This is a genomic window from Rhodococcus oxybenzonivorans (assembly GCF_003130705.1).
GTDB lineage: Bacteria > Actinomycetota > Actinomycetes > Mycobacteriales > Mycobacteriaceae > Rhodococcus_F > Rhodococcus_F oxybenzonivorans.
Genome location: NZ_CP021354.1, coordinates 950211 through 974280, shown reverse-complemented (window position 1 = coordinate 974280; position 24070 = coordinate 950211). Strand labels below are relative to the sequence as shown.

The 24070-nt window shown below is 66.1% G+C and carries 18 protein-coding genes; 13 read left to right on the top strand and 5 right to left on the bottom strand.

Going from position 1 to position 24070, the window contains the following annotated elements; all coding sequences use genetic code 11:
- The first annotated feature begins 176 nt into the window (after positions 1-176).
- From CBI38_RS04700 to CBI38_RS04680, 5 genes are all read left to right on the top strand, one after another.
- A complete protein-coding gene (locus CBI38_RS04700; RefSeq protein WP_109326796.1) occupies positions 177-2279 on the top strand; it encodes a hydantoinase/oxoprolinase family protein in 2103 nt (700 codons plus the stop codon).
- 11 nt (positions 2280-2290) lie between these two features.
- Positions 2291-4615: a hydantoinase B/oxoprolinase family protein gene (locus tag CBI38_RS04695; protein WP_109326795.1), complete on the top strand. Its 2325-nt coding sequence runs from the start codon at positions 2291-2293 to the stop codon at positions 4613-4615.
- Between the two features lie 43 nt (positions 4616-4658).
- Complete coding sequence (locus CBI38_RS04690; RefSeq protein WP_109326794.1) at positions 4659-6347, top strand: (2,3-dihydroxybenzoyl)adenylate synthase; 1689 nt, start codon at positions 4659-4661, stop codon at positions 6345-6347.
- A 176-nt stretch (positions 6348-6523) separates the two neighbouring features.
- The gene (locus CBI38_RS04685; RefSeq protein WP_109326793.1) at positions 6524-8107 is read left to right on the top strand and encodes an FAD-dependent monooxygenase; all 1584 of its coding nucleotides are present in this window, start codon (positions 6524-6526) and stop codon (positions 8105-8107) included.
- Between the two features lie 38 nt (positions 8108-8145).
- A complete protein-coding gene (locus CBI38_RS04680) occupies positions 8146-8931 on the top strand; it encodes a TetR/AcrR family transcriptional regulator (RefSeq protein ID WP_204164944.1) in 786 nt (261 codons plus the stop codon).
- 25 nt (positions 8932-8956) lie between these two features.
- Here the strand turns inward: CBI38_RS04680 and CBI38_RS04675 are convergent, their stop codons facing one another.
- The 3 genes from CBI38_RS04675 to CBI38_RS04665 all read right to left on the bottom strand — a co-directional run bounded on the left by CBI38_RS04675 (position 8957) and on the right by CBI38_RS04665 (position 13215).
- Entirely contained in the window at positions 8957-10387 is a 1431-nt protein-coding gene (locus CBI38_RS04675; RefSeq protein ID WP_109326791.1) for an aldehyde dehydrogenase family protein, read from the bottom strand.
- Between the two features lie 217 nt (positions 10388-10604).
- Positions 10605-12212: an FAD-dependent monooxygenase gene (locus tag CBI38_RS04670; protein ID WP_109326780.1), complete on the bottom strand. Its 1608-nt coding sequence runs from the start codon at positions 12210-12212 to the stop codon at positions 10605-10607.
- Positions 12213-12252: 40 nt separating this feature from the next.
- Positions 12253-13215: an MBL fold metallo-hydrolase gene (locus CBI38_RS04665; protein WP_109326779.1), complete on the bottom strand. Its 963-nt coding sequence runs from the start codon at positions 13213-13215 to the stop codon at positions 12253-12255.
- A 114-nt stretch (positions 13216-13329) separates the two neighbouring features.
- On the opposite strand from CBI38_RS04665, the gene CBI38_RS04660 reads away from it, so the two are divergent.
- From CBI38_RS04660 to CBI38_RS04635, 6 genes are all read left to right on the top strand, one after another.
- Complete coding sequence (locus CBI38_RS04660; RefSeq protein ID WP_109326778.1) at positions 13330-13866, top strand: MarR family winged helix-turn-helix transcriptional regulator; 537 nt, start codon at positions 13330-13332, stop codon at positions 13864-13866.
- 72 nt (positions 13867-13938) lie between these two features.
- Positions 13939-14520 carry a TetR/AcrR family transcriptional regulator gene (locus CBI38_RS04655; RefSeq protein ID WP_109326777.1) on the top strand — a complete coding sequence of 194 codons (582 nt, stop codon included), beginning with the start codon at positions 13939-13941 and terminating at the stop codon, positions 14518-14520.
- Between the two features lie 171 nt (positions 14521-14691).
- Positions 14692-16650 carry a primary-amine oxidase gene (locus CBI38_RS04650; protein WP_109326776.1) on the top strand — a complete coding sequence of 653 codons (1959 nt, stop codon included), beginning with the start codon at positions 14692-14694 and terminating at the stop codon, positions 16648-16650.
- Positions 16643-18076 (top strand): APC family permease, encoded by a 1434-nt coding sequence (locus CBI38_RS04645; RefSeq protein WP_109326775.1) that lies wholly within the window; start codon positions 16643-16645, stop codon positions 18074-18076. The genes CBI38_RS04650 and CBI38_RS04645 overlap by 8 nt, the downstream gene beginning before the upstream one ends.
- Before the next feature lie 8 nt (positions 18077-18084).
- Positions 18085-18606 (top strand): DUF5134 domain-containing protein, encoded by a 522-nt coding sequence (locus tag CBI38_RS04640; protein ID WP_109326774.1) that lies wholly within the window; start codon positions 18085-18087, stop codon positions 18604-18606.
- Positions 18607-18638: 32 nt separating this feature from the next.
- Entirely contained in the window at positions 18639-20348 is a 1710-nt protein-coding gene (locus tag CBI38_RS04635; RefSeq protein ID WP_109326773.1) for an amidohydrolase, read from the top strand.
- An 82-nt stretch (positions 20349-20430) separates the two neighbouring features.
- On the opposite strand, the gene CBI38_RS04630 is transcribed toward CBI38_RS04635, so the two are convergent.
- Complete coding sequence (locus CBI38_RS04630; RefSeq protein ID WP_109334857.1) at positions 20431-20700, bottom strand: hypothetical protein; 270 nt, start codon at positions 20698-20700, stop codon at positions 20431-20433.
- A 97-nt stretch (positions 20701-20797) separates the two neighbouring features.
- A complete protein-coding gene (locus tag CBI38_RS04625; protein WP_109326772.1) occupies positions 20798-22303 on the bottom strand; it encodes a sensor histidine kinase in 1506 nt (501 codons plus the stop codon).
- A gap of 197 nt (positions 22304-22500) precedes the next feature.
- On the opposite strand from CBI38_RS04625, the gene CBI38_RS04620 reads away from it, so the two are divergent.
- Together CBI38_RS04620 and CBI38_RS04615 are read left to right on the top strand one after the other, a co-directional pair.
- Positions 22501-23661 (top strand): acyl-CoA dehydrogenase family protein, encoded by a 1161-nt coding sequence (locus CBI38_RS04620; protein WP_109326771.1) that lies wholly within the window; start codon positions 22501-22503, stop codon positions 23659-23661.
- Positions 23662-23689: 28 nt separating this feature from the next.
- The gene (locus CBI38_RS04615; protein ID WP_005255968.1) at positions 23690-24067 is read left to right on the top strand and encodes a hypothetical protein; all 378 of its coding nucleotides are present in this window, start codon (positions 23690-23692) and stop codon (positions 24065-24067) included.
- The last annotated feature ends 3 nt before the right edge of the window (positions 24068-24070 follow it).

The window sequence follows — 24070 nt, the reverse complement described above, 5'->3', positions numbered from 1 at the left end:
GGTTGGCGGGTCCTCACGAGCAACGATGCCGACCTGAGCCGCGTTTGTGTCCGTTCTCACATTCAGCACTTGACAGGTCGTCAGTAACGTCGAATACTCGACATTGACGTAAGGAGGTGTTCGAGGATGACCTCACACCCCGTCGCATACCCCCGGCACGAAGGAGCACAGCGGCAATGGCATATGTAATCGGAGTGGACGTCGGTGGCACGTTCACCGACGCGGTGTTGGACGACAACGCCGGCACTGTTCTCGCGGCCAAGGCTCCCTCGACCCCGCCCGACTACTCACGCGGCGTGATCGACGTTCTCGAGGTGCTCGCCGAGCAACTGGGATGCCCGATCGACGAGATGCTGGCAAACACGCACCACATCGCTCACGGCACCACCTCGTCCCTGAACGCCCTCGTCATGGGCAACGTGCCCCCGGTCGGCTTCCTCACCACCAAGGGCCACCGCGACTCGATCTACATCATGAACGTCGAAGGACGTTATCTGGGCAGCTCACCTGAGCAGCTCCAGAATGTGATGGGACAGAGCAAGTCCCACGGTCTCGTCCCGAAGAAACACGCCCTGGAGGTGACCGAACGGCTCGACCGGGACGGCAACGTCGTCGTCGCCCTCGACGAGGATTCCGCCCGCGAGTCCATCCGCGAGCTCCTCGCCGAGAAGGTGTCGGGGATCGCGGTCTCGCTGTTGTGGTCGTTCCGCAACCCCGCGCACGAGCAGCGCATCCGCGAACTCGTCCACGAAATCGACCCGACGATGTTCGTCTCCCTGTCGAGCGAGGTGAGTCCCCGCATCCGCGAGTTCGCCCGCAACGCGACGACCATCATGAGCACTCAGATCGGGCCCGGGCTCCGGGACTACCTCGGCGAATTGGAGTCCAAGCTGCGCAAGCTCGAACTCGCGGGACCTCTGCTGGTGATGCAGAGCAACGGGGGCGCAGTCGCCGCCGCGGAGGCACCGAAGAATGCGATCAGCACAGTCGGATCAGTGTTGACCGGCGGTGTGGTGGGCGCCGTCTCCCTCGGCAAGCAACTCGGCCACCGCAACATCATCGCCACCGACGTCGGCGGAACCACCTTCCTCGTCGGACTCGTCGTCGACGGGGAGCCCGTCCGCTCCTCCAGCACGATCATCAACCACCATCCGATCAACGTGCCGACCCTCGAGGTCCACGCCATCGGCTCCGGCGGTGGCGCCATCGCCTGGATCGACCCGGGTGGCAACCTGCAGATCGGCCCCCACAGCGCGCAGGCCGTCCCCGGCCCGGCCTGTTACGGCCAGGGCGGAACCGAACCGACCAATGCCGACGCTAACCTCGTGCTCGGAATTCTGCCCGAACGTGGCCTTCTCGGCGGGCGTAAACCGCTCGACAAAAACCTTGCGCGCGAAGCGATTCGCACCAGAATCGCCGAACCCCTGGGTCTGTCGATCGAGGACGCCGCCGCGGCCATCTACGCGGTCCAGAACGCTCAAACCGGCGACCTGCTTCGCAAGACCGTGGTCGAGGCCGGCCACGATCCCCGGAACTTCGTCCTCTACGCTTTCGGCGGATCCGGCCCAGCCCACTGCGCGGCCTACGCCGCCGAGGTCGGTGTCCGGGAGGTCATCGTTCCGCTCGGCCAGGTCGCTTCGGCCTTCTCTGCGTACGGTCTCGCGTCGTCCAACATCGTCCTCGCCGCCGAACTGTCCGACCCGGCCGCCATGCCCCTCGACCCCGCCCGCGCCGAGCGCAATTTCTCGCAGCTGGAAACCCAGGTGCTCGAACAGATCAACCGACAGGGCTTGACGTTCACCAGCGTCGAGATCGAGCGTGAGATCGACATGCGCTACACCATGCAGCTCGCCGAGGTCGCCACCCCGATCCCGGCCGGAGACCTCGACGCAGTCGGGATCGCGCAGGCGTCGGATCTGTTCGAGCAGCGGTACGCCGAACTCTACGGAGAGGACAGCGGATTCCGGGAAGCCGGCATCCAGGCGATTACCTACCGGGTGCGCGCGACCGGCATTCTGCCCTTCTCCCCCACGCTGCCGGAACTGAAGTCCGCGGACTCCGCCGATGCATCCGCCGCCAGGATCGGCACCCGCAAGGTCTGCCTGAACGGCCGGATCGGATACGTGGACACCGACGTCTACGACTACAGCAAGCTGCTCGCCGGACACGTACTGTCCGGCCCGGCGATCGTCGAGGTCCCGACGACCACCGTCGTCGTCCCCCACGGCACCACCGGCACCGTCGACCGTCTCGGCAACCTCAACATCGTCGCCCACTAGGAGCACCGAAGATGACCATGCAAATTCCCGGCGCCGAGGTTTTCTCGAGCCGACCCGTCGACCCCGACGCGCTCTCCCGATCCCTTCCGCCGACGCTGGAAGTCCACACCGTCACCGACGAACAGATCGACAACCTCGACCCGCTTACCTATGAGGTCATCCGGCACCGTCTGTGGTCGGTCACCGACGAGATGGGTGAGGCACTCAAGCGAATGTCCGGCTCCCCCATCGTCACCGATGCAAACGACTTCGACTTCGCCATCAGTGACGAGCTCGGCCAGGAAGTCCAGGTCGGCCTCTACAACACCATGCTCGTCGGCGCCGTCGACCTCGCCATCTACTGGACCCTGCAGCACCGCGCCACCAATCCGGGCATCACCGAAGGCGACATGTTCTTGTGCAACGACCCCTGGGTCGGGGGCGGCCTGCACCAGAGCGACGTGATCGTCTATCAGCCGATCTTCCACGAAGGCAAGCTGTTCGCCTGGACCAGTGCCATCTGCCACGAGCCCGATCTCGGCGGATCCGGCCTCGGGTCCTTCGACCCCGCAGCCAAGGATGTGTTCTCCGAGTCGCTGCCCACCCCGCCGATCAAGGTGGTCCGCGACTACGAACTGCAGCGCGACGTCGCCGATGCCTGGGTACGGCGCTCGCGGGTCCCGATGCTCGTCGGACTCGACCTGCGGGCGAAGATCGGCGCCAACACGGTCGGCCGCAATCGGCTTCTCGCCGTGATCGAGCAGTACGGTGCCGACACCGTCAAGGCCGTGATGAAGCGCATGATGGCCGATGCCGAGAGTCGGCTGCGGGGCAAGCTCACCTCACTGCCCGACGGAACCTGGAAGGCCACCGGCTACCAGGACCAGTCACACACCGGGGACCGCGGCGTCCACAAGATCACAGTCGCGATGACCAAGACCGCCGACCACCTCACTTTCGACTTCACCGGCACCGACCCCCAGACCGGCGTCATCAACTGCACCTACGCCGGCATGCGCGGCGGCGTCATGCTGGCTCTGCTGCCGATCCTCGCCGGCGACATTCCGTGGTCCGCGGGCGGGCTGATGCGCTGCTTCGACCTCGTCGCCGAGGAAGGGACGATCAACAACGCCACCTTCCCCGCCGCCGTCAGTCGCGGCCCGATCGGACCGGCGTGGCTCACCGGCACCCTGATCGCCGAATGCCTGTCCCAGATGCTCGACCGCTCCGTCGATCTCGGCACGAGTGTGCAGGCCGCCTGCTGCGGCACCTGGGACACCGCGGTGATCGCCGGTCTCGACGAGCGCCCCGAACAATCGGTACCGTTCCTCAACATCATGATGGAACCCATGGCGGGCGGATACGGTGCGCGCCCAACCGCCGACGGCATGGACACCGGTGGCCTGTTCTGCATCCCGATGGGCCGCATTCCGGACACCGAGATGACCGAGTTCCTCTATCCGCTACTCACCCTGTGGCGCCGCGAGGAACCCGATTCCGGCGGACCGGGACGTCACCGCGGCGGTGTCAGCGCCTCCATCGCCATCACCCCCTACGGCACCAGCCTGCCGATGGGCCTGGTCCTGGCATCCGCCGGCAAGGCCGTCGCCCAGAACAACGGACTCGCCGGCGGATACCCCGGAAATACCGGGGTCGAGGTGCTTGCCCGCGGCACCGACATCGTCGAGCAATTCGCGGCGGGCCGCATTCCGGGTTCGCTCGACGACCTCGGCGGCGGTCGTGAACTCGGAGCCTGCTACGCCGAGAGCTATGTCGCCCCCGGCGAGGTGCTGTACATGCACTGGCAGGGCGGCGGCGGATACGGCGACCCCTTGCTGCGCGACCCGGCCGCGGTGGCCGCCGACTTCCGCGAGGGCAAGGTCACCGCATCCGGTGCCGAGACCGTGTACGGCGTCATCCTCGGTGACGGCGCCGTCGACGAGATTCGAACCTCGGATCGGCGAGACGCGATGCGCACCGAGAGGCGAGAGCGCTCCGGTTGCACACCGATCGACGCCCCCACACTCGATCTGACCGGCGCTCGCCGACTCGACGACAACCTCGCCGAGGTCACCATCGGAGACACCCGCGCCATCGCCTGCGCCCAGTGCGGAAGACTTCTCGGAGACGACAAGAACAACACGTCGCTCGATCTGGCACGGTTCGAAGGTCCGTCGTCGACCGCCGGACCACAGGTCACGTCCGACCCGGCCGAGTACGTGGACACCCCGGTCGTATTCCGGCAGCTGTGCTGCCCGGGCTGCTGGACCGCCATCTACTCCGGCATCGTGCCTGCCGATCACCCGGACCACGCCCTCGAGCTGGCGCGGCTTCTGCCTGCCGTCACGGAGCGGTGATGTTTCCCGCCGGCACAATCAGGACCAGCAGAGGAGATCGACCGTGACATTCTCGGACTGGGGTGGGCGCCTGGTCCCGTTCCCGGAGGATCGGGCCGATCACTACCGCGCAAGCGGTGCGTGGAGTAGTGATCCCACCGGGCAGCGACTGCACGAGATCGCCACCCGCTTCCCGGACCGGTCGGCCGTGATCACCGCGGAACGGGAGATGAGCTTCATCGAACTCGACCGGCGCACCGACCAGATCGCGGCCGGGCTGATCCGGCTCGGTCTCCAGCGACTCGACCCGGTCATCTTCCAACTGACCAACCGACTGGAAACCGTCCTCGCCTGGTACGGCTGCGTCAAAGCCGGGCTGATTCCGGTGGCGACGTTGGCCGCGCACCGCATGCACGAAATCGGGAACATCAGTCGAAAGGTCGGTGCCGTTGCGCACATCGTCGAGGCGAGTCTGCCGACTTTCGATCTCGTCGGGTTCGCCCGCGAACATGCCGCCGACCATCCCACTATTCGCCATATCCTCACCGTCGCCGGTGCCGCCGACGGCGCCGAACCGAGACTCGAGGAACTGGGGCTGGACATCCCGGTCGCGTCGGCGCGAACGATCGTCGAGCAGACCGAGGCACAGACCGACCCACTCGACGTCGCAGCGTTCCAACTTTCCGGCGGCACCACCGGGGTCCCGAAGGTCATTCCACGCATTCACGCCGAATACTGGAACAACGCCCTGCTCTACGCGCGGCGACTCGGTTGGGACGAACACAGTCGTGTGGCACATCTGATTCCGATCATCCACAACGCCGGGATCACCTGTGGTTTGCACGCAGCGCACTCGGTCGGTGCCTGCCTGATCCTGGCCACTGCCGACGCCTCCTCGGCGTTCGAACTGATGGCACGGGCCCGGGCAACCGAGGTCCTGATCGGGCACGGTCACTACCAGGCCGTGCTGAGCCCGGAGTTCGACAAGGCCCGCGCATCACTGTCCCGCGTCGTACTGTCCGGTGCCAAGGTTCCACTCGAACTGTTCGAGCGTGTCGACGACGGTGCAGGCCACTGGGCCGGGCAGCTGTTCGGCATGTCCGAAGGCCTGTTCACGGTGACTCCGCCCGGTGCCCCCACCAAGGCGCGACTGACGACAGTGGGCACCCCGGTCGCCGCGGACGATGAAATCCGAATCCTCGAGCCCGGCACCGAGAACGAACTCGGCGACGGAGAGGTGGGAGAACTTTGTTGCCGAGGCCCGTACACGATCCCCGGCTACTTCGACGCCCCGGACCACAACCGGGAAGCCTTCACCTCCGACGGCTTCTACCGCACAGGGGACCTCGCCGCGATCACGATCATCGACGGTGAGCGGTACCTGTCGATCGAAGGCCGCATCAAAGATCTCATCAACCGTGGCGGGGAGAAGATCAACGCCGAAGAACTCGAACTGCTCCTGCTCGCACACCCCGGAGTCGCAAACGCGGCGGTCGTCGCCATGCCCGACCCGCGACTCGGGGAAAGAACCTGCGCGTACCTGGTGGCCACCGACGGAGAACCCCTGCCACTCAGCGATATTCAGGCCCATCTGGCGCAACTCGGTGTGGCCAAGTTCAAATGGCCCGAACGGCTCGAATGGGCCTCGTCGTTGCCGCACACGAACGTGAACAAGGTCGACAAGAAGCGATTGCGTGCCGAGATCGCAGCGAAAGTGGCCGCCGAGGCAGAAATGAGTCACACGGTCGTGTGAACCAACGGTTCAACACCTTTCGGGGCATGTCTCAGCGAGGCATGCCCCGAAACCGATGCGGGGCCGGGGCGTCGCGAAACGCAACACCGGAGCTACTCCGAGATCGCCTCATGTCGGATTGACGATTCGACATCTGTGTAGAATAATCTACCTAAACGTCACAGACTGGAGTTGTCATGAATCTCGAGCGAGTCGCAGTACTCGGCGGCGGGCCTGGTGGCCTCTACGCCGCGAGACTGCTCAAACGCAGCCACCCGGACGCCGAAGTGACGGTCTACGAACAGAGCCCCCCAGATCAGACATTCGGCTTCGGCGTCGGTCTCGCCTCGCGCACTCAGCGCAACCTCCGGGACGCCGACCCGGCGTCACTCGAGGCGATCGTGGCAGCGGCCCACCCCCACGAAATGTCGATGCAGGTCGGCGATCAGATCGCACGGCTGGCACACGGAGACCTTCTCGCCATCGCGCGCACCACCCTGCTCCACGTCCTCCAGCAGCAAGCGCAGAACGCCGGCGTGCGACTGCATTTCGGCGAACGACGCGACGCAACAGACCTCGACGCGGACCTGATCGTCGCTGCCGACGGAATCAACAGTGCCACTCGCACCCAGATGGCCGACACACTCCAGCCCCGCATCGACACCGGCGCCGGCCTGTATCTCTGGTGCGCAACAAATTTCGCGCTTCCCAGCGCCATCTTCATCCCCGTGACCACCGAACACGGAACCTTCGTCGCGCATGCCTATCCCTACGCCCCGGACCGCAGCACCTTCCTCATCGAGACCGACGAGGAAACGTGGCGGCGGGCAGGGTTCGACGTCTCCACCGACAAGACCGCACCGCAGGACAGTGACGACTTCGCGCTGCAGTACCTGCAGGATGCGTTCGCCGACACGCTCCAACATCACCCGCTCATCGGCAACCGCACCCGCTGGATGCGCTTTCGGACCGTCTCGTGCGAGCGCTGGCACAGCGGCAACGTTGCCCTTCTCGGCGACGCCGCCCACACCGCGCATTACTCCATCGGCTCGGGAACCAAGCTGGCGATGGAGGACGCCATCGCCCTCGACCGCGCACTCACCACGGCCCCGACCCTCGAAGACGCCCTCGCGGAGTACGAGCGGGTACGGCGTCCCGCCGTCGAATACCTTCAGCAGATCGCGCACCGTAGCGAACTCTGGTGGGAATCCTTCCCGCGACGCATGAACCTTCCCGTCGAACAGCTGATGATCGCCTACATGACCCGCGCCGGAAAGGTCAGCGTCAGCAGATTCCACGAGTCCGCACCCGACCTGGTTCGTAAGGGGCTGGCCAGCTACGCGAACGCACCCGTCGACTCTGTCCCCAGCACAGCCATCGCGGACTGGATTTTCGAGCAACCGCTCGACCACGACAACGACCGGTTCGAGCACCGGATCGCCGCGCCAGAGCTGCGTGAGTCGGCGACCACCGTCGTACTCGATGTCGATCTCGACTCAGCCTGGGATCCCGAAGCCACCGCCCTCGTCGCGTCCGCACCGAACGCGCGTCTTCTGTGGCTCGCCGGCCCCCCATCCCGGGCTGCCGTGCTCACGCGGCTCGATCTCGCCGAACGACTCCGCCACCACACCGATGCCCTGGTCGTCGTCGAAGCCCCCACCTCATGCCGCGAAGATATCGCCGCCGGTCTGGCCAGCGCGCGCATTGACCTTGCTTTCGTCGATGAGCCCGCATCGACACCGGCCGATCCCGTGTTGGCCAGGTTCGGGGCCTCGGGATGAGCACCCGGCCCGTGTCGGGCTCCCGTTATCCTTCGGGCATGACACGCGAGGAAGCTGCACCCGGGCGCCGACCCCGTGGGCGGGGTAAGTCGACCACCGCAAATCAGGCCACGGTCGAGAGCGCAGCGAGCCGCAGCAACCCTCGTCGTGAGCTCGTGGAGAAGCAAATGATGGAGCAGGCTACTCGGCTGTTCGCCGAGAAAGGCTTCGCCAGCACGACGCTCCAGGACATCGCTGATGCGACCGGCCTCACCCGGCCCGCTCTCTACCACTACGTGGCCAACAAGGACGAGCTCCTTTCGCGTCTGGTCAGTGAGAGCACCGAGACGCCCGCCGCTCTCCTGCACGAGATCAACGAGCGTCCCGAAGTCGGTCCGACCGAGAAGCTTCGGCAAATGGCCACCGCCATCGCCCTGCACCAGGCGGAAGGTCCGGACAGATTCCGGCTGATCATCCGATCCGAAGCCGAACTTCCGGAGGAGATCGCGTCCACGTACCAGCAAAGCCGCCGGCACGTGCTCAAGGAGTTCATTCGAGTCATCGAAGACGGAATCCGACTCGGCGAGATGCGTCCTGTCGATCCCCGAACTGCCGCACTCGGTGTGATCGGCATGATCAACTGGATCGCGTGGTGGCACCAACCCGGGAATGCCGAGAACGACCGGGCTATCGCCGGCCAACTCGCCGACATGGCAGTACGTTCCCTGGTTCAGGAGAACCCACATCCCGTCACACCTGAAGGTCCCGCCCGCGCCATTGCGTTACTCCGCCAAGATCTCGACTATCTGGAGCGTCTCATCGACGAATCAGCGACGTCGGACTGACCGATGAGGCTCCCGCCCGTCACAATCACTGCCCTTTCGGTGGATGGTTGACCACGCGGGGTGCTGCGACGGCCTTCAGACCCTCGACCCCGTGCTCGAGTCCGTAGCCGGAGCCTTTTACTCCGCCGAACGGGACGGCCGGATGCGGAACGGCGTGGGAGTTGATCCACACGGTGCCGGCGTCGAGACGATCCGCGACTTGCGCCGCGGCGTCGAGGTCGGCCGACCACACGGACGCGCCCAGGCCAACGTCGAGCCGGTTCGCGCTCGCGACGGCGTCGTCGACGTCGGTGAACTTGATGATCGGCAGGGCAGGGCCGAATTGTTCCTCGTCGACCAGTCGATCGCCGTCTTTCATGTCGGCGACCAGGGTGATCGGGTAGAACAACTCGCCGAGATCGGTCGCCGGAATGCCGCCGGTCACGATGCGTCGGCCGTGTGCCTTTGCGTCGTCGATCAGGTCGGCGACGATGTCGAACTGCTTCTTGTTCTGTAAAGGGCCGAGCATGCTGGCCTCGTCGAGGCTTGGACCCATGGGCGCCGACGCCGCGACCGCGGCAAGCGCGTCGACGATGCCGTCGTACGCATCCTCCTGCACGTACAGGCGCTTGATCGCTGCACAGGTCTGGCCGGTGTTCACGAACGCACCCCAGAAAAGTCCCTGGGCGACGGCGACCGGGTCGACGTCGCCGAGCACGATCGCGGCGTCGTTGCCACCGAGTTCGAGTGTCAGCCGGGCCAGGTTGCGGGACGAACTCTCGACGATGGCCCGGCCGGTCGGGGTGGAACCGGTGAACATGACCTTCGCGATCGCCGGGTGTTCCGACAACCGTGCCCCGACCTCGCGGTCACCGGAGAGCGCGACCAGCACGGACGGGGGTAGTACCTCATTCATCACCTCGACCAGGGCGAGCGCGCTGAGCGGGGTGAACTCAGATGGCTTGACGATCACGGCGTTGCCCATCCGCAGAGCCGGTGCGATCTGCCAGATGCCCACCATCATCGGGAAGTTCCACGGTCCGATCGCCGCGACCACGCCGAGGGGGCGGTACTCGAGCGTGGAGTAGCCCTGTGCGTCGTCGCGCACGACCTGGGGTTCGAGCGGGGTGTCCGCAGTAGCACGAATCCAGGCGATCGTCGCGCCGACCTCCGCGCGAGCGCCACCGCCCGGACCGTTCAGCGGCTTGCCCTGCTCGCGGGCGAGCAGTTCGGCCAGGCCCTCGGCCACCGACTCGACCCGGTCGGCCGCGCGGTGCAGGATCGCCGAGCGCTCGGCGTGGCCCAGTGCTGCCCATGCCGGCTGCGCGGCCCCCGCCGAGGCGATCGCACGTTCGAGATCGTCGACGGTGTGCACGGGCGCGTACCCGACGACCGCACCTGTCGCGGGCTCCCTCATCTCGCGTCCCTCGCCGGCGGGTGCGCCTACCTTCGTCAACAGATCTTCGAACTGGGACATTGCCTTCTCCTCGAGATTGCGTGTGGTGCTGCGACGGCTCCAGCCGTCGCTGCATGGCCGTGGATCGGGTTCGCCTCGGGCAGTGTGGAACCCGGTCGAATTCTGAAGGTGCTGTATCTGTCTCACAGCTAAATGGTTGGCTCTACGTTTGTAGAAATAAACTGATTGTCGAAACGTACATCGCGACGGCTGGGCTGTAAAGACCCTTCCTTCGTTATCAGGCAGTGCACCCGGTGACCCGGCGTATCGCCGCGCGCAAGCCCGCCGCGTCCGGACCGTCGACGACCGCCGCAACGTAGGCATCCGGCCGGATCAGCCATACCTCCTTCGGGCCTGGCGACAACGCCAGGGTCAACGCGCCGTCACCGTCGACACTCTCGATGTCGTGTATCCGAGTCGGGGCGGTGGTCGCGTCGGCGGCAACTTCGCGCACCGCAGTGACATCGACGGCGGAGCCGCACAAGAGGAGGAAACCGGACCGGGCAACCTCACGCACCCGGACAGCAGACCGGTCCGGCATCTGCACGGGCACATCGGGGATCAGGATTCCCGGGCCGGCGTCGGGGACACATCCCCGCGCGGGCCGACCCGCGAAGGGCCGTAACGGATCTGTGGTAGTCAATGTCGAGTCGACATACCAGAACGGCTCCGCCAACCGTCCCGAATCGACCAGGGCGCGGGCCCGCACATCGCCGACCGCGGCTTCGAGGATCGTGCGGCGATTCCGACTCCGGGACTCGTCCTGAGGGACGAGGAAGTCCATCGTGGCCGTGGTGATCGCGATGTTCTCGAGTGCGGCGGCGTGCCGCTCGCCGTGGTAGCTCTCGAGCAGTTCCTCGTCGGCCCAGCCGTGGATGACGAAAGCGAGCTTCCATGCGGCGTTCTCGGCATCGGCGACCCCAGAATTGAGGCCCCGGGCACCGAACGGCGACACGATATGGGCGGCATCTCCCGCGAGGAGGACCCGGCCCACCCGCATTCGGCTTGCGACCCGCGAATGGAAGCGGTAGACCGACTTCCACACGATCGAGTACTCCGTGTCACCGATGATGCGGCGGATCCGGGTGTCGAGGGCTCCCGACGCCACCTCCTCGTCGAGGTCGTACTCGCCGGGAACCTGCCAGTCGATCCGGAACGTGGAGTCCGGGCAGGGGTGGATCAGCACCTGCCTGCCTGGGTTCCAGTCGGGATCGAAATAGAACCGGCGTTCGTTGGCCCACCCCGGGATGTCCGCGCGGATGTCGCAGATCAGAAACTTGTCGTCGAACGAGCGGCCCTCGAACGTGACACCGAGCTGCTCGCGAATCCGGCCGGCTCGTGAACCGAGTGCCACGACGCTGTAGTCGGCGCGCACCACGGCAGGCCCGTCCGGGGTCTCGCAAGCAATGGTCACCCCGTCACCGTCCTGCTCGACCGCGCTCACACAGTGTCCCCACCGCACGTCGACGAGCGGGGTGGCCTCGATCTGTTCGTCGAGTAGCTGCTCCGTCCGGGCCTGGGAGATGTTGACGAACGGCGGGAACGCCGAGCGTCCCCGATCGACGAAGGTCTGCGCGAACAGCTCCGCACCGCGGTGGAAAGTCCGGGCGCACTCCCAGGTCACACCCTCCTCGGCGAGCTGGCGGCCCACCCCGACGGCGTCCCAGACATCGAGAACGTCACGCTGCTGGCAGATCGCCTTGGAACCGACCGGGTCCCGCTCGGCCCGCGCATCGAGCAGGATCGCGCGGATTCCCCAACGCGCCAACAACAGCGCCGTCGTCTGGCCGACGGGCCCGTTGCCGAGCACGGCGACCGTGCCGGCAGGTGTCTTCTTGATTGTCATGAGATCCTCTGAAACAGTGTTAGCGGTGACGTCGGCTCACTCAGTCCTGCAACTGATTCCACACCTCACGGTCGCGTTCGGCAGTCCAGATGACCGGACGTTCGATCCCCGACAGCTCGTCCCACACACGGGAGACGTCGAAGGGCAGGCAGTGCTCGAAGATCGGCCAGTGCCCGTACTGCTCGTGCAATGCGGCGTGCGTGGCCTCGAAAGCCTCCTTCAATGTGCCGCCCCGCTGCTGCACCGCGGCGACCTCACGCAGCATCACCTCGATGAAGTGCCGGGTCTGCCCGATCGCGGCGTCGACCCCCGCGCGCCCGCGTGAGACCGCGCCGCGACCACCGACGAGCGCCTCGGCGTTCAGCGCCGCGAGCCCGTCCAGTGTCCCGGTCGACCAGTCACGGTGGAATGCGTCGCCGGTGTACAACGCCGCCTGCGCCTCCACGAGATCACCGGCGAAGAGGATGCGGTGCTTCGGCAACCACGCCACGATGTCCCCCTCGGTGTGGCCGCGTCCGTGGTACTGCAACTCCAGCGTGCCCCGGTCACCACCGAGGTCGATGGACAGGGCGTCGGAGAAGGTCATGGTGGGCCAGGTGAGACCGGGAACGGAGTCGGCTCCCTTGGCCAGTCGCGGCATACGGCCGAATTCGCTTTCCCAGTCCTGCTTTCCGCGCTCATGGATCAGCGCCAACGTGTTGTCGTGGGCGATGATGGTCTCCGCGTCGAACGCAGACGCCCCGAGCACCCGAACAGCGTGGTAGTGCGAGAGCACCAGGTACCGCACCGGCTTGTCGGTGTGCTCGCGCAGCTTCGTCAGCCAGCTCTGCGCAGCCACGGGAGTGGCCAGCGCCTCGAAGCAGACGACGAAATCCTCGCCCTCGATCGCCCCGATGTTCGGATCACCCTCGGCGGTCAGCGCATAGACGCCGTCCGCCAGCACTTCGAGGGTCTGCTCCTTCTCCCCCAGGTCCGCCGAAGATGCGAAGGATGTTGTCGCCATGGAAACCACCTCAATAGTCAAAGCATTGATCATCTGGTCCGTCCAATGTAACCGACCTCACAGAAAAAGCAAAGCCTTGATCATTTCGCGGCGGATCGGCGCTATCGTGACACCATGACCTCGACAACTCCGCCCGCCGACGAACTCGACTTTCTGTCCTTCGTCGATTTCGCCGTGAAGCAGACGGCCGCGGAACTGCCCGAGATCGACCCCGTCTCCATGCGCCTGGTCCTCGCTCTCCACCGGGTGACCAGCGCCCTGGTGTACGACCTCGAGTCGAGCGTGCACCGGCCCAGCGGGTGGAGCTGGCCCGGCTTCCGGGTGATGTTCGTGTTGTGGCTCGCCGGCCCCTGCGAGTCCAAACGGGTCGCCCAGTTGTCCGGCATGAGTCGCGCGGCCGTGTCCGCCCTGGTCAACACCCTCGAGCGGGACGGACTGCTGAGGAAGGAAACATCCGCCGCAGACCGGCGAGCGGTCCAGCTGAGCCTCACCGACGCCGGGCACGACGCGATCGTCAGCACCTACACCATCCACAACCAACGCGAGCAGCAGTGGGCGAATGCGCTCACCGAACGCGAGCGCCTCACACTCATCGGACTGCTGGAGAAGCTCGCCACGGGTACCGCCGCCCGGTCGGCTGCCCGGCGGTAAGCGCTGCCGCGGTACTCGGTGGAGCGCATTGATACCGTTGTCGCATGATCGCGGACAGGACAGGTACGCGTCGTGCCTAAGCTTGTAGATCACGACGAGCGGCGGCGAAGTATCACCGCCGCCGCCTGGCGGCTGATCGCCGCCCGTGGTATCGATGCTGCCAACATGCGCGACATCGCCGCCGAGGCCGGATACACCAACGGCGCCCTGAGCCACTACTTCGCCGGCAAGGACGAGATCCTCCGGACCTCGTACGAACACATCTCCGAAGTCACCGACCGCCGCATCCGGGAAGCCCTCGGCGACGCGACCGGACTCGATGCCCTACGCATCCTCTGCCGCGAAGTGATGCCGACCAACGAAGAAAAACTTCTCGAAGCCCGGATCGCCGCCTCGCTGTGGCCGCGCGCCATGTACGACGAGCAGATGGCGGCGACCAACCGACAGACGATGGACAATTGGCGCGAGCAGATGGCGATCTTCCTCGAGCAGGCGCGCGAGGAGGGCACCGTCGGCGACATCGACGTCAGCATCGTGGTGGAGCAGTTGCTCAACATGATGATGGGTATGCAGATTCTGGGTGTCCTCACGCCCGGCGAAACGTCGTCGGAGCGTCAACTGGAGATGCTCGAGCAGTTCGTCGCCGCACTCTGATTCGTCCGCCGCTCAGCGAAAACCGTAGCTGCCGAATCTGATAGAGAAATCTTTTGACCGAACGGTCAGTTTGTTCGGGCGCGAAACTCACTGTTTACACGAGGGCACCTCGACTGTAACGTACGTCACTAAGCTTTTTATTCAACATCCGTAGAACCAAAGGATCGCGACATGCCCACCCTTTCCCCTGCGCGAATCGACCACCCGCTGTCGCTGCCGACCGTCGAAGAGATCGCCTCCCTCCGCGAGATCCTCGAGGCCGCCGACACGCTGACCGAGCAGACGCGATTCGTCTACGTCGGCCTCGAGGAACCGGACAAGTCGACGCTGTACACGGCGGCGGGCACCGAGACCGATCGCCGATTTCGCGTTCTGCTGCACGACATCTCGTCGCCGAACGCGGTGGACGTCGTGGTGTCGGTGACCCAGCGGTCGGTGATCAGCTCGGTGACCCTCGACGCGGTCCGCGACGGTCAGATGCCCGTTCTGGACGAGGAGTTCGAGCTCGTCGAACAGGTGCTGGCCGCCGACGAACGCTGGCTCGCCGCGCTTGCGGCCCGCGGACTCGACGTCGCCGACGTCCGGGTCGCTCCCCTCTCCGCCGGTGTCTTCGACTACCCCGGCGAGACGGGCAAGCGGATCCTTCGGGGGCTCGCGTTCCGCCAGGACCACCCGAAGGATCACGCCTGGGCACATCCGATCGACGGGCTCGTCGGATTCGTCGACGTCATGAACCGGACCGTCACCGACGTTCTCGACCTCGGCGCCGTCCCGATCCCCGAGGAGTCGGGCAACTTCGACGACCTCGCCGTCACCGGCCCCCTGCGCACCACCCAGAAGCCCATCGAGATCAGCCAGCCCGAGGGACCCAGCTTCGTCATCGACGGCAACCGCGTCGATTGGGAGAAGTGGTCGTTCCGAGTCGGTTTCGACGCACGCGAGGGTCTCGTCCTCCACCAGCTCGGATTCGCCGACGGTGATCGGGTGCGCCCGATCATTCACCGCGCGTCCATCGCCGAGATGGTGGTGCCCTACGGCGATCCCTCGCCGGTCCGGTCGTGGCAGAACTACTTCGACACCGGTGAGTACATGGTGGGCCGCTACGCGAACGCCCTCGAACTCGGCTGCGATTGCGTCGGCGACATCACCTACTTCGACGCTGTCATCGCCGACGAGTTCGGTACTCCCAAGACGCTGAAGAACGCGGTGTGCATGCACGAGGAGGACTTCGGCGTGCTGTGGAAGCACACCGACCTGTGGGCCGGCTCCGCCGAGACCCGCCGTCAGCGCCGTCTCGTCGTCTCCTTCTTCACCACGATCGGCAACTACGACTACGGCTTCTTCTGGTACCTGTACCTCGACGGCACCATCGAGTTCGAGGTCAAGGCCACCGGCATCGTCTTCACGTCGGGTCACCCGGGCGGCGACTACCCGTACGCCTCGGAGATCGCCCCGGGCCTCGGCGCCCCGTACCACCAGCACCTGTTCAGCGCCCGCCTCGACATGATGATCGACGGCGACCGCAACTCCGTCGAGGAGGTGCAGACCAAGCGGGTGAAGATGGGCCCCGGGAACCTGCACGGAAACGCTTTCACCCTCGAACGCACTCCGCTTATGAAGGAATCCGAGGCGCAGCGCCTCGCGGACAACAGCGTCGGACGCGTGTGGCACATCAGCAACCCGAACAAGTTGAATCGTCTGGGCAAGCCGGTGGCGTACGCACTCCACCCGGAGGGGCAGCCGGTCCTGCTGGCCGACGACGACTCCTCGATCGCGGCGCGGGCGACGTTCGCCACCAAGCACCTGTGGGTCACCCAGTTCGACGAGAAGGAGCGTTACGCGTCAGGGGATTTCGTGAACCAGCACGCGGGTGGCGCCGGACTGCCCAACTACGTTGCCGGTGATCGCGATGTGGAGAACGAAGACATCGTTGTTTGGCACACGTTCGGCCTCACGCATTTTCCGCGTCCGGAGGACTGGCCGATCATGCCCGTCGATTACACCGGATTCACGTTGAAGCCCAACGGCTTCTTCGACCGCAACCCCGCTCTCGACGTTCCCCGCACGACGTCGAAGCACTGCGCGACCGCTGCCGGCAGTTGCCACTCGGACGGGGGAACAGATGTCTGACACCACCACGGGAGCCGGCAAGTTACGCGGATCCATCGGCGTCGTCGGAATCGTCTTCCTCGTCATCGCCGCGGCGGCGCCGCTGACCGCGATCGGCGGCGCTCTGCCCGTCATGATCGCGATCGGCAACGGTGCGGGCGCCCCGACCGCCTATCTCATTGCCGCACTGGTCCTGCTCGTCTTCAGCGTCGGATACGCGGCCATGAGCAGCCACATGGTCGACACCGGCGCCTTCTATGCCTACGTCGCCAAAGGACTGGGCGAATCCTGCGGGCTCGGGGCCGCCGGACTCGCTCTGCTGACCTACACCGCCATCCAGGGCGCCGTGTACGGCCTGGCCGCCGCAACGATTCAGAGTCTCGCGGTCCAGTACGGCGGACCTGACCTGCCGTGGTGGATGTGGGCGCTGGTACTCATCGCTCTCGTGGCCGTGCTCGGATACCGCAGCATCGACCTCGGCGCCAAGGTACTCGGAGTTCTCCTCGTGCTCGAGATCGGCATCATCCTGGTGCTCTCGTTCGGCGTGCTCGCGCGGGGTGGGGCCGCAGGTATCGACTTCGCGTCGTTCACCCCGACGTCGTTCTTCAGCGGATCCCCCGGCGTCGCATTGATGTTCGCGATCGCGTCGTTCATCGGCTTCGAGGCGACCGCGATTTACGGAGAGGAAGCCCGCAACCCCCGGCGCACGATTCCGATCGCGACGTACGCCGCCGTGATCGTCATCGGACTGGTGTATGCGCTGGCGAGCTGGGCGGTGGTTCTCGCGTTCGGCAGCGACAACGTCTCCGCGGCGGCCGCCGCCGACCCTGCCGGGCTGACGTTCGCCGCCGCCGCGCACTTCCTGGGCGGTCCCGCGGCCGACGTCATGGCGATCATGCTCGTCACGAGCCTGTTCGCCGCGCTCCTGGCCTTCCACAACGCCATCTCCCGGTACGTGTTCGCCCTGGCCCGCAAGGGCGCGGCTCCGCGCGCACTGTCCCGCACCCACACCAAGCACGGTTCCCCGCATATCGGCTCGGTCGCCCAGACAATCTCGGCGACGGTGGTCGTCGGGGTGTTCGCGCTCGTCGGCGCGGACCCGGTGCTGGAGCTGTTCACCTGGATGGCAGGTCTGGCCACCGTGAGCATCCTGGTGCTGATGGTGCTCACCAGCGTCGCGATCATCGCGTTCTTCGCCCGCACCCGGCTGGATACCCGGCTCTGGCACACGCGTATCGCCCCGCTGCTCGGATGCGTGGGGCTGGTGGCCGTCACCGGGCTGGTGCTCGACAACTTCACCACGCTGATCGGCGGGTCGGAACTACTCGCGGACATCCTGCTGGCCGTCATCGCGATCTTCTTCGTCGCCGGACTGGTCGTCGCCCGGGTCACCCGGCAGAGCCGGGCGGGCGTCGAGCGTGACCGCGAACTCACCCCCACGATCTGAGTCCGACGATGTTCGAGATCCCTGCCGTGCACGCGGCGATGCTCGTGGGAGCGGTCGGCGCGGTCGTGCCGATGTGGTGGGCGCACGGAACGGATTGCCGGGTGCGGATCGCGCACGGTGCGATGGCGGTGTCCATGGTCGCGATGATGATCCCCGGCCTGCCGGCGGGGATTCACCTGCTCGAGGGTGCCGTCCTCATCGGTCTCGCCGTCTTCGTCACCGGTGAGACGATGCACCGCCGGACCGCCGTTCCCTGCGCGGTGGACCTCACCGCCATGGGGGTGCTGCTGCTCCTGGCCCCGACGTCCGCTCCCGCCTCGACGGCGTCGGCGCCGGCACCCTCGGGTCACCACCACGGCGGCGCAGGGATCTCGACGGGCGGGCTGCCCGTGGTCGTCCTCGTGTGCTGGGCCCTGGTGGCACTGCACCTCTTTCGATCCACACCTCCCCGCGAACGCCGATCCGGTGTCAGAACCGCGGCAGCGGGATCCGCACTGATGATCCTCGGCATGGCCCCGATGGCCATCTGACCGCTCTCCCCGACAGCAACCTGGAGGAACCAATGAGTTACGCCGATGCGGTCTACACCCACGGCAAGGTCTTCACCGTCGACGAGAACTTCACGATCGCCACCGCCCTCGCGGTGCGTGACGGACTCGTCCACGCGGTGGGCACCGATGCGGAGATCGACGCCCTGACCGGACCGGACACGGTGGTCACGGACCTCGGTGGGAAAACGATCCTCCCGGGAATCAACGACTCGCACTTGCACGCCATCGCGTACGGGCTCGACACCCCGCCGCTGTCGCTGGACGTCTCGTTTCCGACGGTCCGTTCGATCGCCGATGTCCGCGAACTCGTGCGTAAGGCCGCCGCCGCTGCCGCGGACGGTGAGTGGATCATCGGAACCGGCTGGGACGACGGCTATCTCGACGAGTGCCTCACCGAATCCGGTCGGACGCCGACCCGCTGGGACCTCGACGAGGTGTCCCCGAACAATCCCGTGTTCCTGCAGGACTTCTCGCGACACACGTCGTGGGTGAACAGCGCGGCTCTCGCGCTCGCCGGGGTGGACGAGACCACCCCGTTGCCGCCGGGCAGCCTCATGCCCGTCGGTGAGGACGGCCTGCTGACCGGCATCGTCATGGAGGGAGCACAGGCCCTCGTGCAGCGTGTTCTCCCGGCCCTCACCCGGGAACGCCGAGAGGAGGCACTCCGCTCGGCGATCTCGATCCTGCAGAGCGAGGGCGTCACCAGCTTCACCGATCCCGCGATCGGCCCCGGCGGCGAGGCCCTCGCCGGTGGCGCAATGGGGGCGGAGGGCCTCGCGGTGTATGCCGACCTCGCCCGCCGCGGCGAACTGGGCGCCCGCGTCAACCTTCTTCTCCTGCCCACCGGAATGTCCGGATCGGCTGAGGATTTCGGGCAGAACCTCGCCGAAATCGATGTTCCGGAATCGGTGGATCCGCGGATGTTCCGGGTTCTCGGGGTAAAGGTGTTCGCCGACGGCATCCCGCCGAGCAAGACCGCGTGGATGCACGAGGAGTACGTCGGCGGCGGCTGCGGCTCACTCTGCGTCGGCGGCGACACCGACGAACGTCAGGTGTACGAGGTGACCGAGATGGTCCGCATCGGCCACGAGGCCGGCTACCAGGTCGGTGTGCACGTCACCGGTGACCGTGCCATCGACACCGTCGCCGACGCGATCATCGCCGCGCAGACTGCGCACCCCCGCGAGGACGCCCGGCACTACCTGATCCACGGCGACTTCATCAGCGAAGCCACTCTGAAGCACTTGGCCGACAACGGCATCGGCGTCAACATGAACCCGACGATCAAGTGGACGATCGCCGACCTGGAGGTCGGGGTGGTCGGGACCGAACGAGCCGCCTACGAGTGGCCGTATCGCAGCGCCGTCGAATCCGGGGTGCACCTGATGAGCAGCTCCGATGCACCGGTCACACCACCCGATTGGCGCCAGGGCATCTCGACGATGATCCTGCGCGAGAGCAAGGCGAGCGGCGCGGTGAGCGGGCCCGACCAGTGCATCGGGCTCGCCGACGCCGTCCGCACGTACACCATCAACGCGGCCTGGCAGGACTTCGCCGAGGACTGGAAGGGATCTCTCGAGGTCGGCAAGGTGGCCGACCTGTGCATCCTCGACGGCGACCTCGAGACCATCGACCCACACGACATCCCGGCAATGCAGGTGGTCTCCACCGTGCTGGGTGGGAAGGTCGTGTTCCAGCGCGTCGCCGAAAGCGTCGCGTAAAGCATCTATCGATACGAAAGAACTGCCGGTTCGCCGCTCGGTCGGCGAACCGGCAGCTCTGCGTCCCACCCCATCCGCCGGTTCACTGAGCCCAGGCCGCCTCCGCGATCCAGTACTCGCTTCCGTCGGCGCTGATTCCGCGTTGCCAGTCGGTGGTCCGTCTCAGGTTCGGTTCGACGCGCGCGGTGGCCGCGTCGGCGCCGTCCGGTCCGTCCTCCTGGGTCTGCCAGTGGACCCAGTTCACTTCGTTGCCGTCCTCGTCGTGCACGAAGAGGTCGACGTGGTGCCAGCCGTAGCGGTGGGTGTCGGCGTAACAGGTCAGGAATGTCCGGTGATGATGCGAATAGTCCACGAGGTACCTCCGGGCCGCGGTGGTGTTTCCCAACACGCTAGAACCGGATCGGGCGCAACGGAATCCAAGAAACCTTTACCCGCGTGGGGTCGTCCGCTCAGAGGTTCGGATCGGCGGGCAATGTGAACGTGAAGACGGCCCCGTGCGGATCATTCTCGCGCGCGGTGAGTGTCCCACCCTGGCGGGTGATGATGCGGTGGCTCAGTGCGAGCCCGATTCCGTGACCTGTGGACTTCGAGGTGAACACGCCATCGAAGATTCGTCCGTCCGGGATGTGCGAGAGCCCCTTGCCGTGGTCCTCGACGCTCACGACACCCTCCGTCTCGGTGACGTCGGTGCGTACCGTCACGATGCGGTCGGCCACCGGCCATTCCGCCATCTCGTCGATGGCGTTGAAACACAGGTTCAGGATGACCTGCCCGGTGAGCACACGTTCGCACACGACGGCAACGGTGTCGTGCACACAGACGTACTCGACCCGAACTCCCTTCTGCCGCGCCCGGATGTTGATGAAATACGCGCATTCGTCGACGATATCGTTGAGATCGACGATCTGCTGTGACTCCTCGAGTTGCGTCACGTACTCACGCAGACTCCGGACGATCTGATTGGCCCGGTCGATCTGTTTGCGCGCCTCCCCCAGGCCCCAGCTCACCTCGTCGTGACTGTTCTGGCCGTCGCCGAGGCGGCTCTGCGTTCCGGCGATGAAATTGGTGGCGGCCGCCAGCGGCTGGGCCAACTCGTGGGCGATGGCCATGGCCATATCGCCCATCGCGTTGTACCGGGCCAGGTAATTGAGGTACTGCGAGTCCCGTTCGTGCTCCTGCTCGGTGCGGACGTGTTCGGTGACGTCGTGGAAGAGCAGGAGGTGGCCGCTCAGATCGTTCTCGATACCGATGTGCTGGCAGCTCCCCGCATGCCATCGGCGCTCCTCGGCCGTCAGTTCCACCTCGTAGCGCAGGCTCTGGGAGCCTCCGTCGGCGGTTGTCAGTTCCAGGGCGCGGCGTACGCTGTCCCGTGACTGCCCCGCCCGGCAGAACTCCGTGAAGCGTTCGCCGACAAGCGATGCCACCGGAACCTTCAGGAGCTGCGACGCCGCCTCACTCGCATACGTGATACGGCTGTCGTCGTCCAGGACGAGGATTCCTTCGGCCATGTTCCGCAGGAAGGCGGCCAGGCGGGCCTCGGTGCGGGTGAGGTCGGCCTCGGTGCGGGTGAGGTCGCGGCGCATCGACGTCTCCTGCTCGATGTCGCGGAACTGCACCATCACCACGGTCCGGGCGCTCAACTCGACCCGGACCGCGATCGCCTCCGTGAGGACTTCCCTCCCGCTCTTCGCGCGATACGCCCATTCGATGACCGCCGCCCCGTTGTCGACAGCGTCCTGCAGCCACCGCCGTCCCACCGACCGGCGGTAACGCTTCGCCGGGGAACTCATATCGGGGGCCTTGAGCGGTTTGAGTTCCTCGACCGTGAACTCCAGCAATTCCGACGCAGCCCTGTTCGCCCAGAGGATGTCCTTGGTGGCCGCATCATGGACCAGGACGCAGTAGCGGAGGGACTCGACGAGTTGTTCGTAGTCGGACGGCGCGAGATCGGACAATGCGGCCTCCTTCGGCTCACGTCGAGTCTACTGAGCGGACAGACAGCGGACACGATAGGGAAATCCTTTACTCCGAGGCGACATCTCTGCACGTCGGCGGGAGGAAGCACCGATTGAGTGATGCCCACCACCGCAATAGCGTGAATTCGACACGAAACACGCCACACCCCTTCTACTTCGGTCGATCGGAGTATTTGATGACCAACGCACCGACCCTCGACACGACGGACGCCGCCGCGAACGGGACGCTGTCGTTCGAGGACGTCCTCGAGCACGTCGCACTGCGGCGGGAAGAGTTCGCTCGCCAGAAGTTCGTGCCTCGCGACATGATCGACGAGTTCAAGCAGATCGGCATCTACCGCGCGGCGACCCCCCACCGGTTCGGCGGTGACGCACTGCCCCCGAGCGAGTTTCTGCGGATGATTGAACGAATCTCCGCGGTGGATGCGTCGGCGGGCTGGGTGACGAGCTTCGGCTCCGCCCTCGTCTACCTGGCAGCACTGCCGCTCGCGACTCAGGCGGAGCTGTACAAGGACAGCCCGGACCTCGTCTTCGCCGGCGGATTGTTCCCGGTCCAACCCGCCGAGCAGGTGCCGGGTGGTCTGAAGATCACCGGGCAGTGGAAGTTCGCCAGCGGCTGCAAGGGCGCCGACATTCTCGGTGTCGGAATTCGCGGCGGCGACTCCACAGCCGGAAAACCCCGCACCGCACTGCTGTGGCCGAAGGACGTCGAGATCGTCGAGAACTGGGACGTGGTCGGCCTGTCGGGTACCGGAAGCCACGAACTGAAGGTCGACGGCGTCGTCGTCCCCGAGGATTGGACGTTCATCCGGGGCGGAACCCCGACCGTCGACGAACCCCTCTACCGCTATCCCTCCATCGCGTACGCCGCCCAGGTTCTGGCCGTCGTCAATCTCGGAGTGGGCCGCGCCGCACTCGACTACGCGATCAAAGTCGGTGCGGGACGCACGGGAATCACCGGAGCGCCGAAGCTCGCCGATCGGGCCTACTATCGCATCGACCTGGCCAAGGCGGAGGCGACGCTGAGGTCCGCCCGCGCCTTCTTCTACGAGGTCACCGACGAGGCGTACGCCACAGTGGTCGCCGGCGATCCCGTCCCGGACAAGCTTGCGGCACTTCTTCGTCTGTCCTCGACGCACGTGGCCAAGGCGGGCGCTTCCGCCGTGCACACCGCCTTCCAGTTGTCGGGCACCGGGGCGATCTACGACGGCAACGCGATGCAGCGGTACATGCGCGAGGCCCTGGTCCCGCCGCAGCACGCTTTCCTCGGCGACGGCATCTACGACAGCGCCGGTGCGGTGCTCATGGACATCCCGCCGTTCCCCGGCTTCATCTGACCACCCCGTTCGAATCGAGGAGATCATCGTGAGTGACACCAAGACCGCACCGCTGCGAGTCCTGTTCTGCATCGGCATCAATCAGAACTTCTTCGACCTCCCGACCGGCCAGGGCGGGCTGGTGTGGAAGGCGTTCTCCGGGATGATGGACGCGGTGGCCGAGACACCGGGCGTCCGGGTGATCGGCGACATCGACGACGACAGCCACCTGGTCGGACCGTCGGACGGCTGGCCCTGGACCTGCTACATCCTCGCCGACGTCGACACCCAGGAGACCGTCAAGGCCGTCTGCAACCTCTTCCGCACCACCCCGGTCGGCGAGTACACCTTGTGGCGATACGCGAAGATCGAGGCCCGCATCGGCCGTGCGCTCACCGTCCGCGAAGACGTCGACCTCGGCGTGTGAACG

Bases quoted from the DNA above. Each gene is read 5' to 3' on its own strand.
- CBI38_RS04685 (WP_109326793.1), top strand. From the start codon at position 6,524: ATGAATCTCGAGCGAGTCGCAGTACTCGGCGGCGGGCCTGGTGGCCTC.
- CBI38_RS04645 (WP_109326775.1), top strand. From the start codon at position 16,643: ATGTCTGACACCACCACGGGAGCCGGCAAGTTACGCGGATCCATCGGC.
- CBI38_RS04665 (WP_109326779.1), bottom strand. From the start codon at position 13,215: ATGGCGACAACATCCTTCGCATCTTCGGCGGACCTGGGGGAGAAGGAG.
- CBI38_RS04675 (WP_109326791.1), bottom strand. From the start codon at position 10,387: ATGTCCCAGTTCGAAGATCTGTTGACGAAGGTAGGCGCACCCGCCGGC.
- CBI38_RS04660 (WP_109326778.1), top strand. From the start codon at position 13,330: ATGACCTCGACAACTCCGCCCGCCGACGAACTCGACTTTCTGTCCTTC.
- CBI38_RS04670 (WP_109326780.1), bottom strand. From the start codon at position 12,212: ATGACAATCAAGAAGACACCTGCCGGCACGGTCGCCGTGCTCGGCAAC.
- CBI38_RS04650 (WP_109326776.1), top strand. From the start codon at position 14,692: ATGCCCACCCTTTCCCCTGCGCGAATCGACCACCCGCTGTCGCTGCCG.
- CBI38_RS04640 (WP_109326774.1), top strand. From the start codon at position 18,085: ATGTTCGAGATCCCTGCCGTGCACGCGGCGATGCTCGTGGGAGCGGTC.
- CBI38_RS04680 (WP_204164944.1), top strand. From the start codon at position 8,146: ATGACACGCGAGGAAGCTGCACCCGGGCGCCGACCCCGTGGGCGGGGT.
- CBI38_RS04700 (WP_109326796.1), top strand. From the start codon at position 177: ATGGCATATGTAATCGGAGTGGACGTCGGTGGCACGTTCACCGACGCG.
- CBI38_RS04695 (WP_109326795.1), top strand. From the start codon at position 2,291: ATGACCATGCAAATTCCCGGCGCCGAGGTTTTCTCGAGCCGACCCGTC.
- CBI38_RS04635 (WP_109326773.1), top strand. From the start codon at position 18,639: ATGAGTTACGCCGATGCGGTCTACACCCACGGCAAGGTCTTCACCGTC.
- CBI38_RS04620 (WP_109326771.1), top strand. From the start codon at position 22,501: ATGACCAACGCACCGACCCTCGACACGACGGACGCCGCCGCGAACGGG.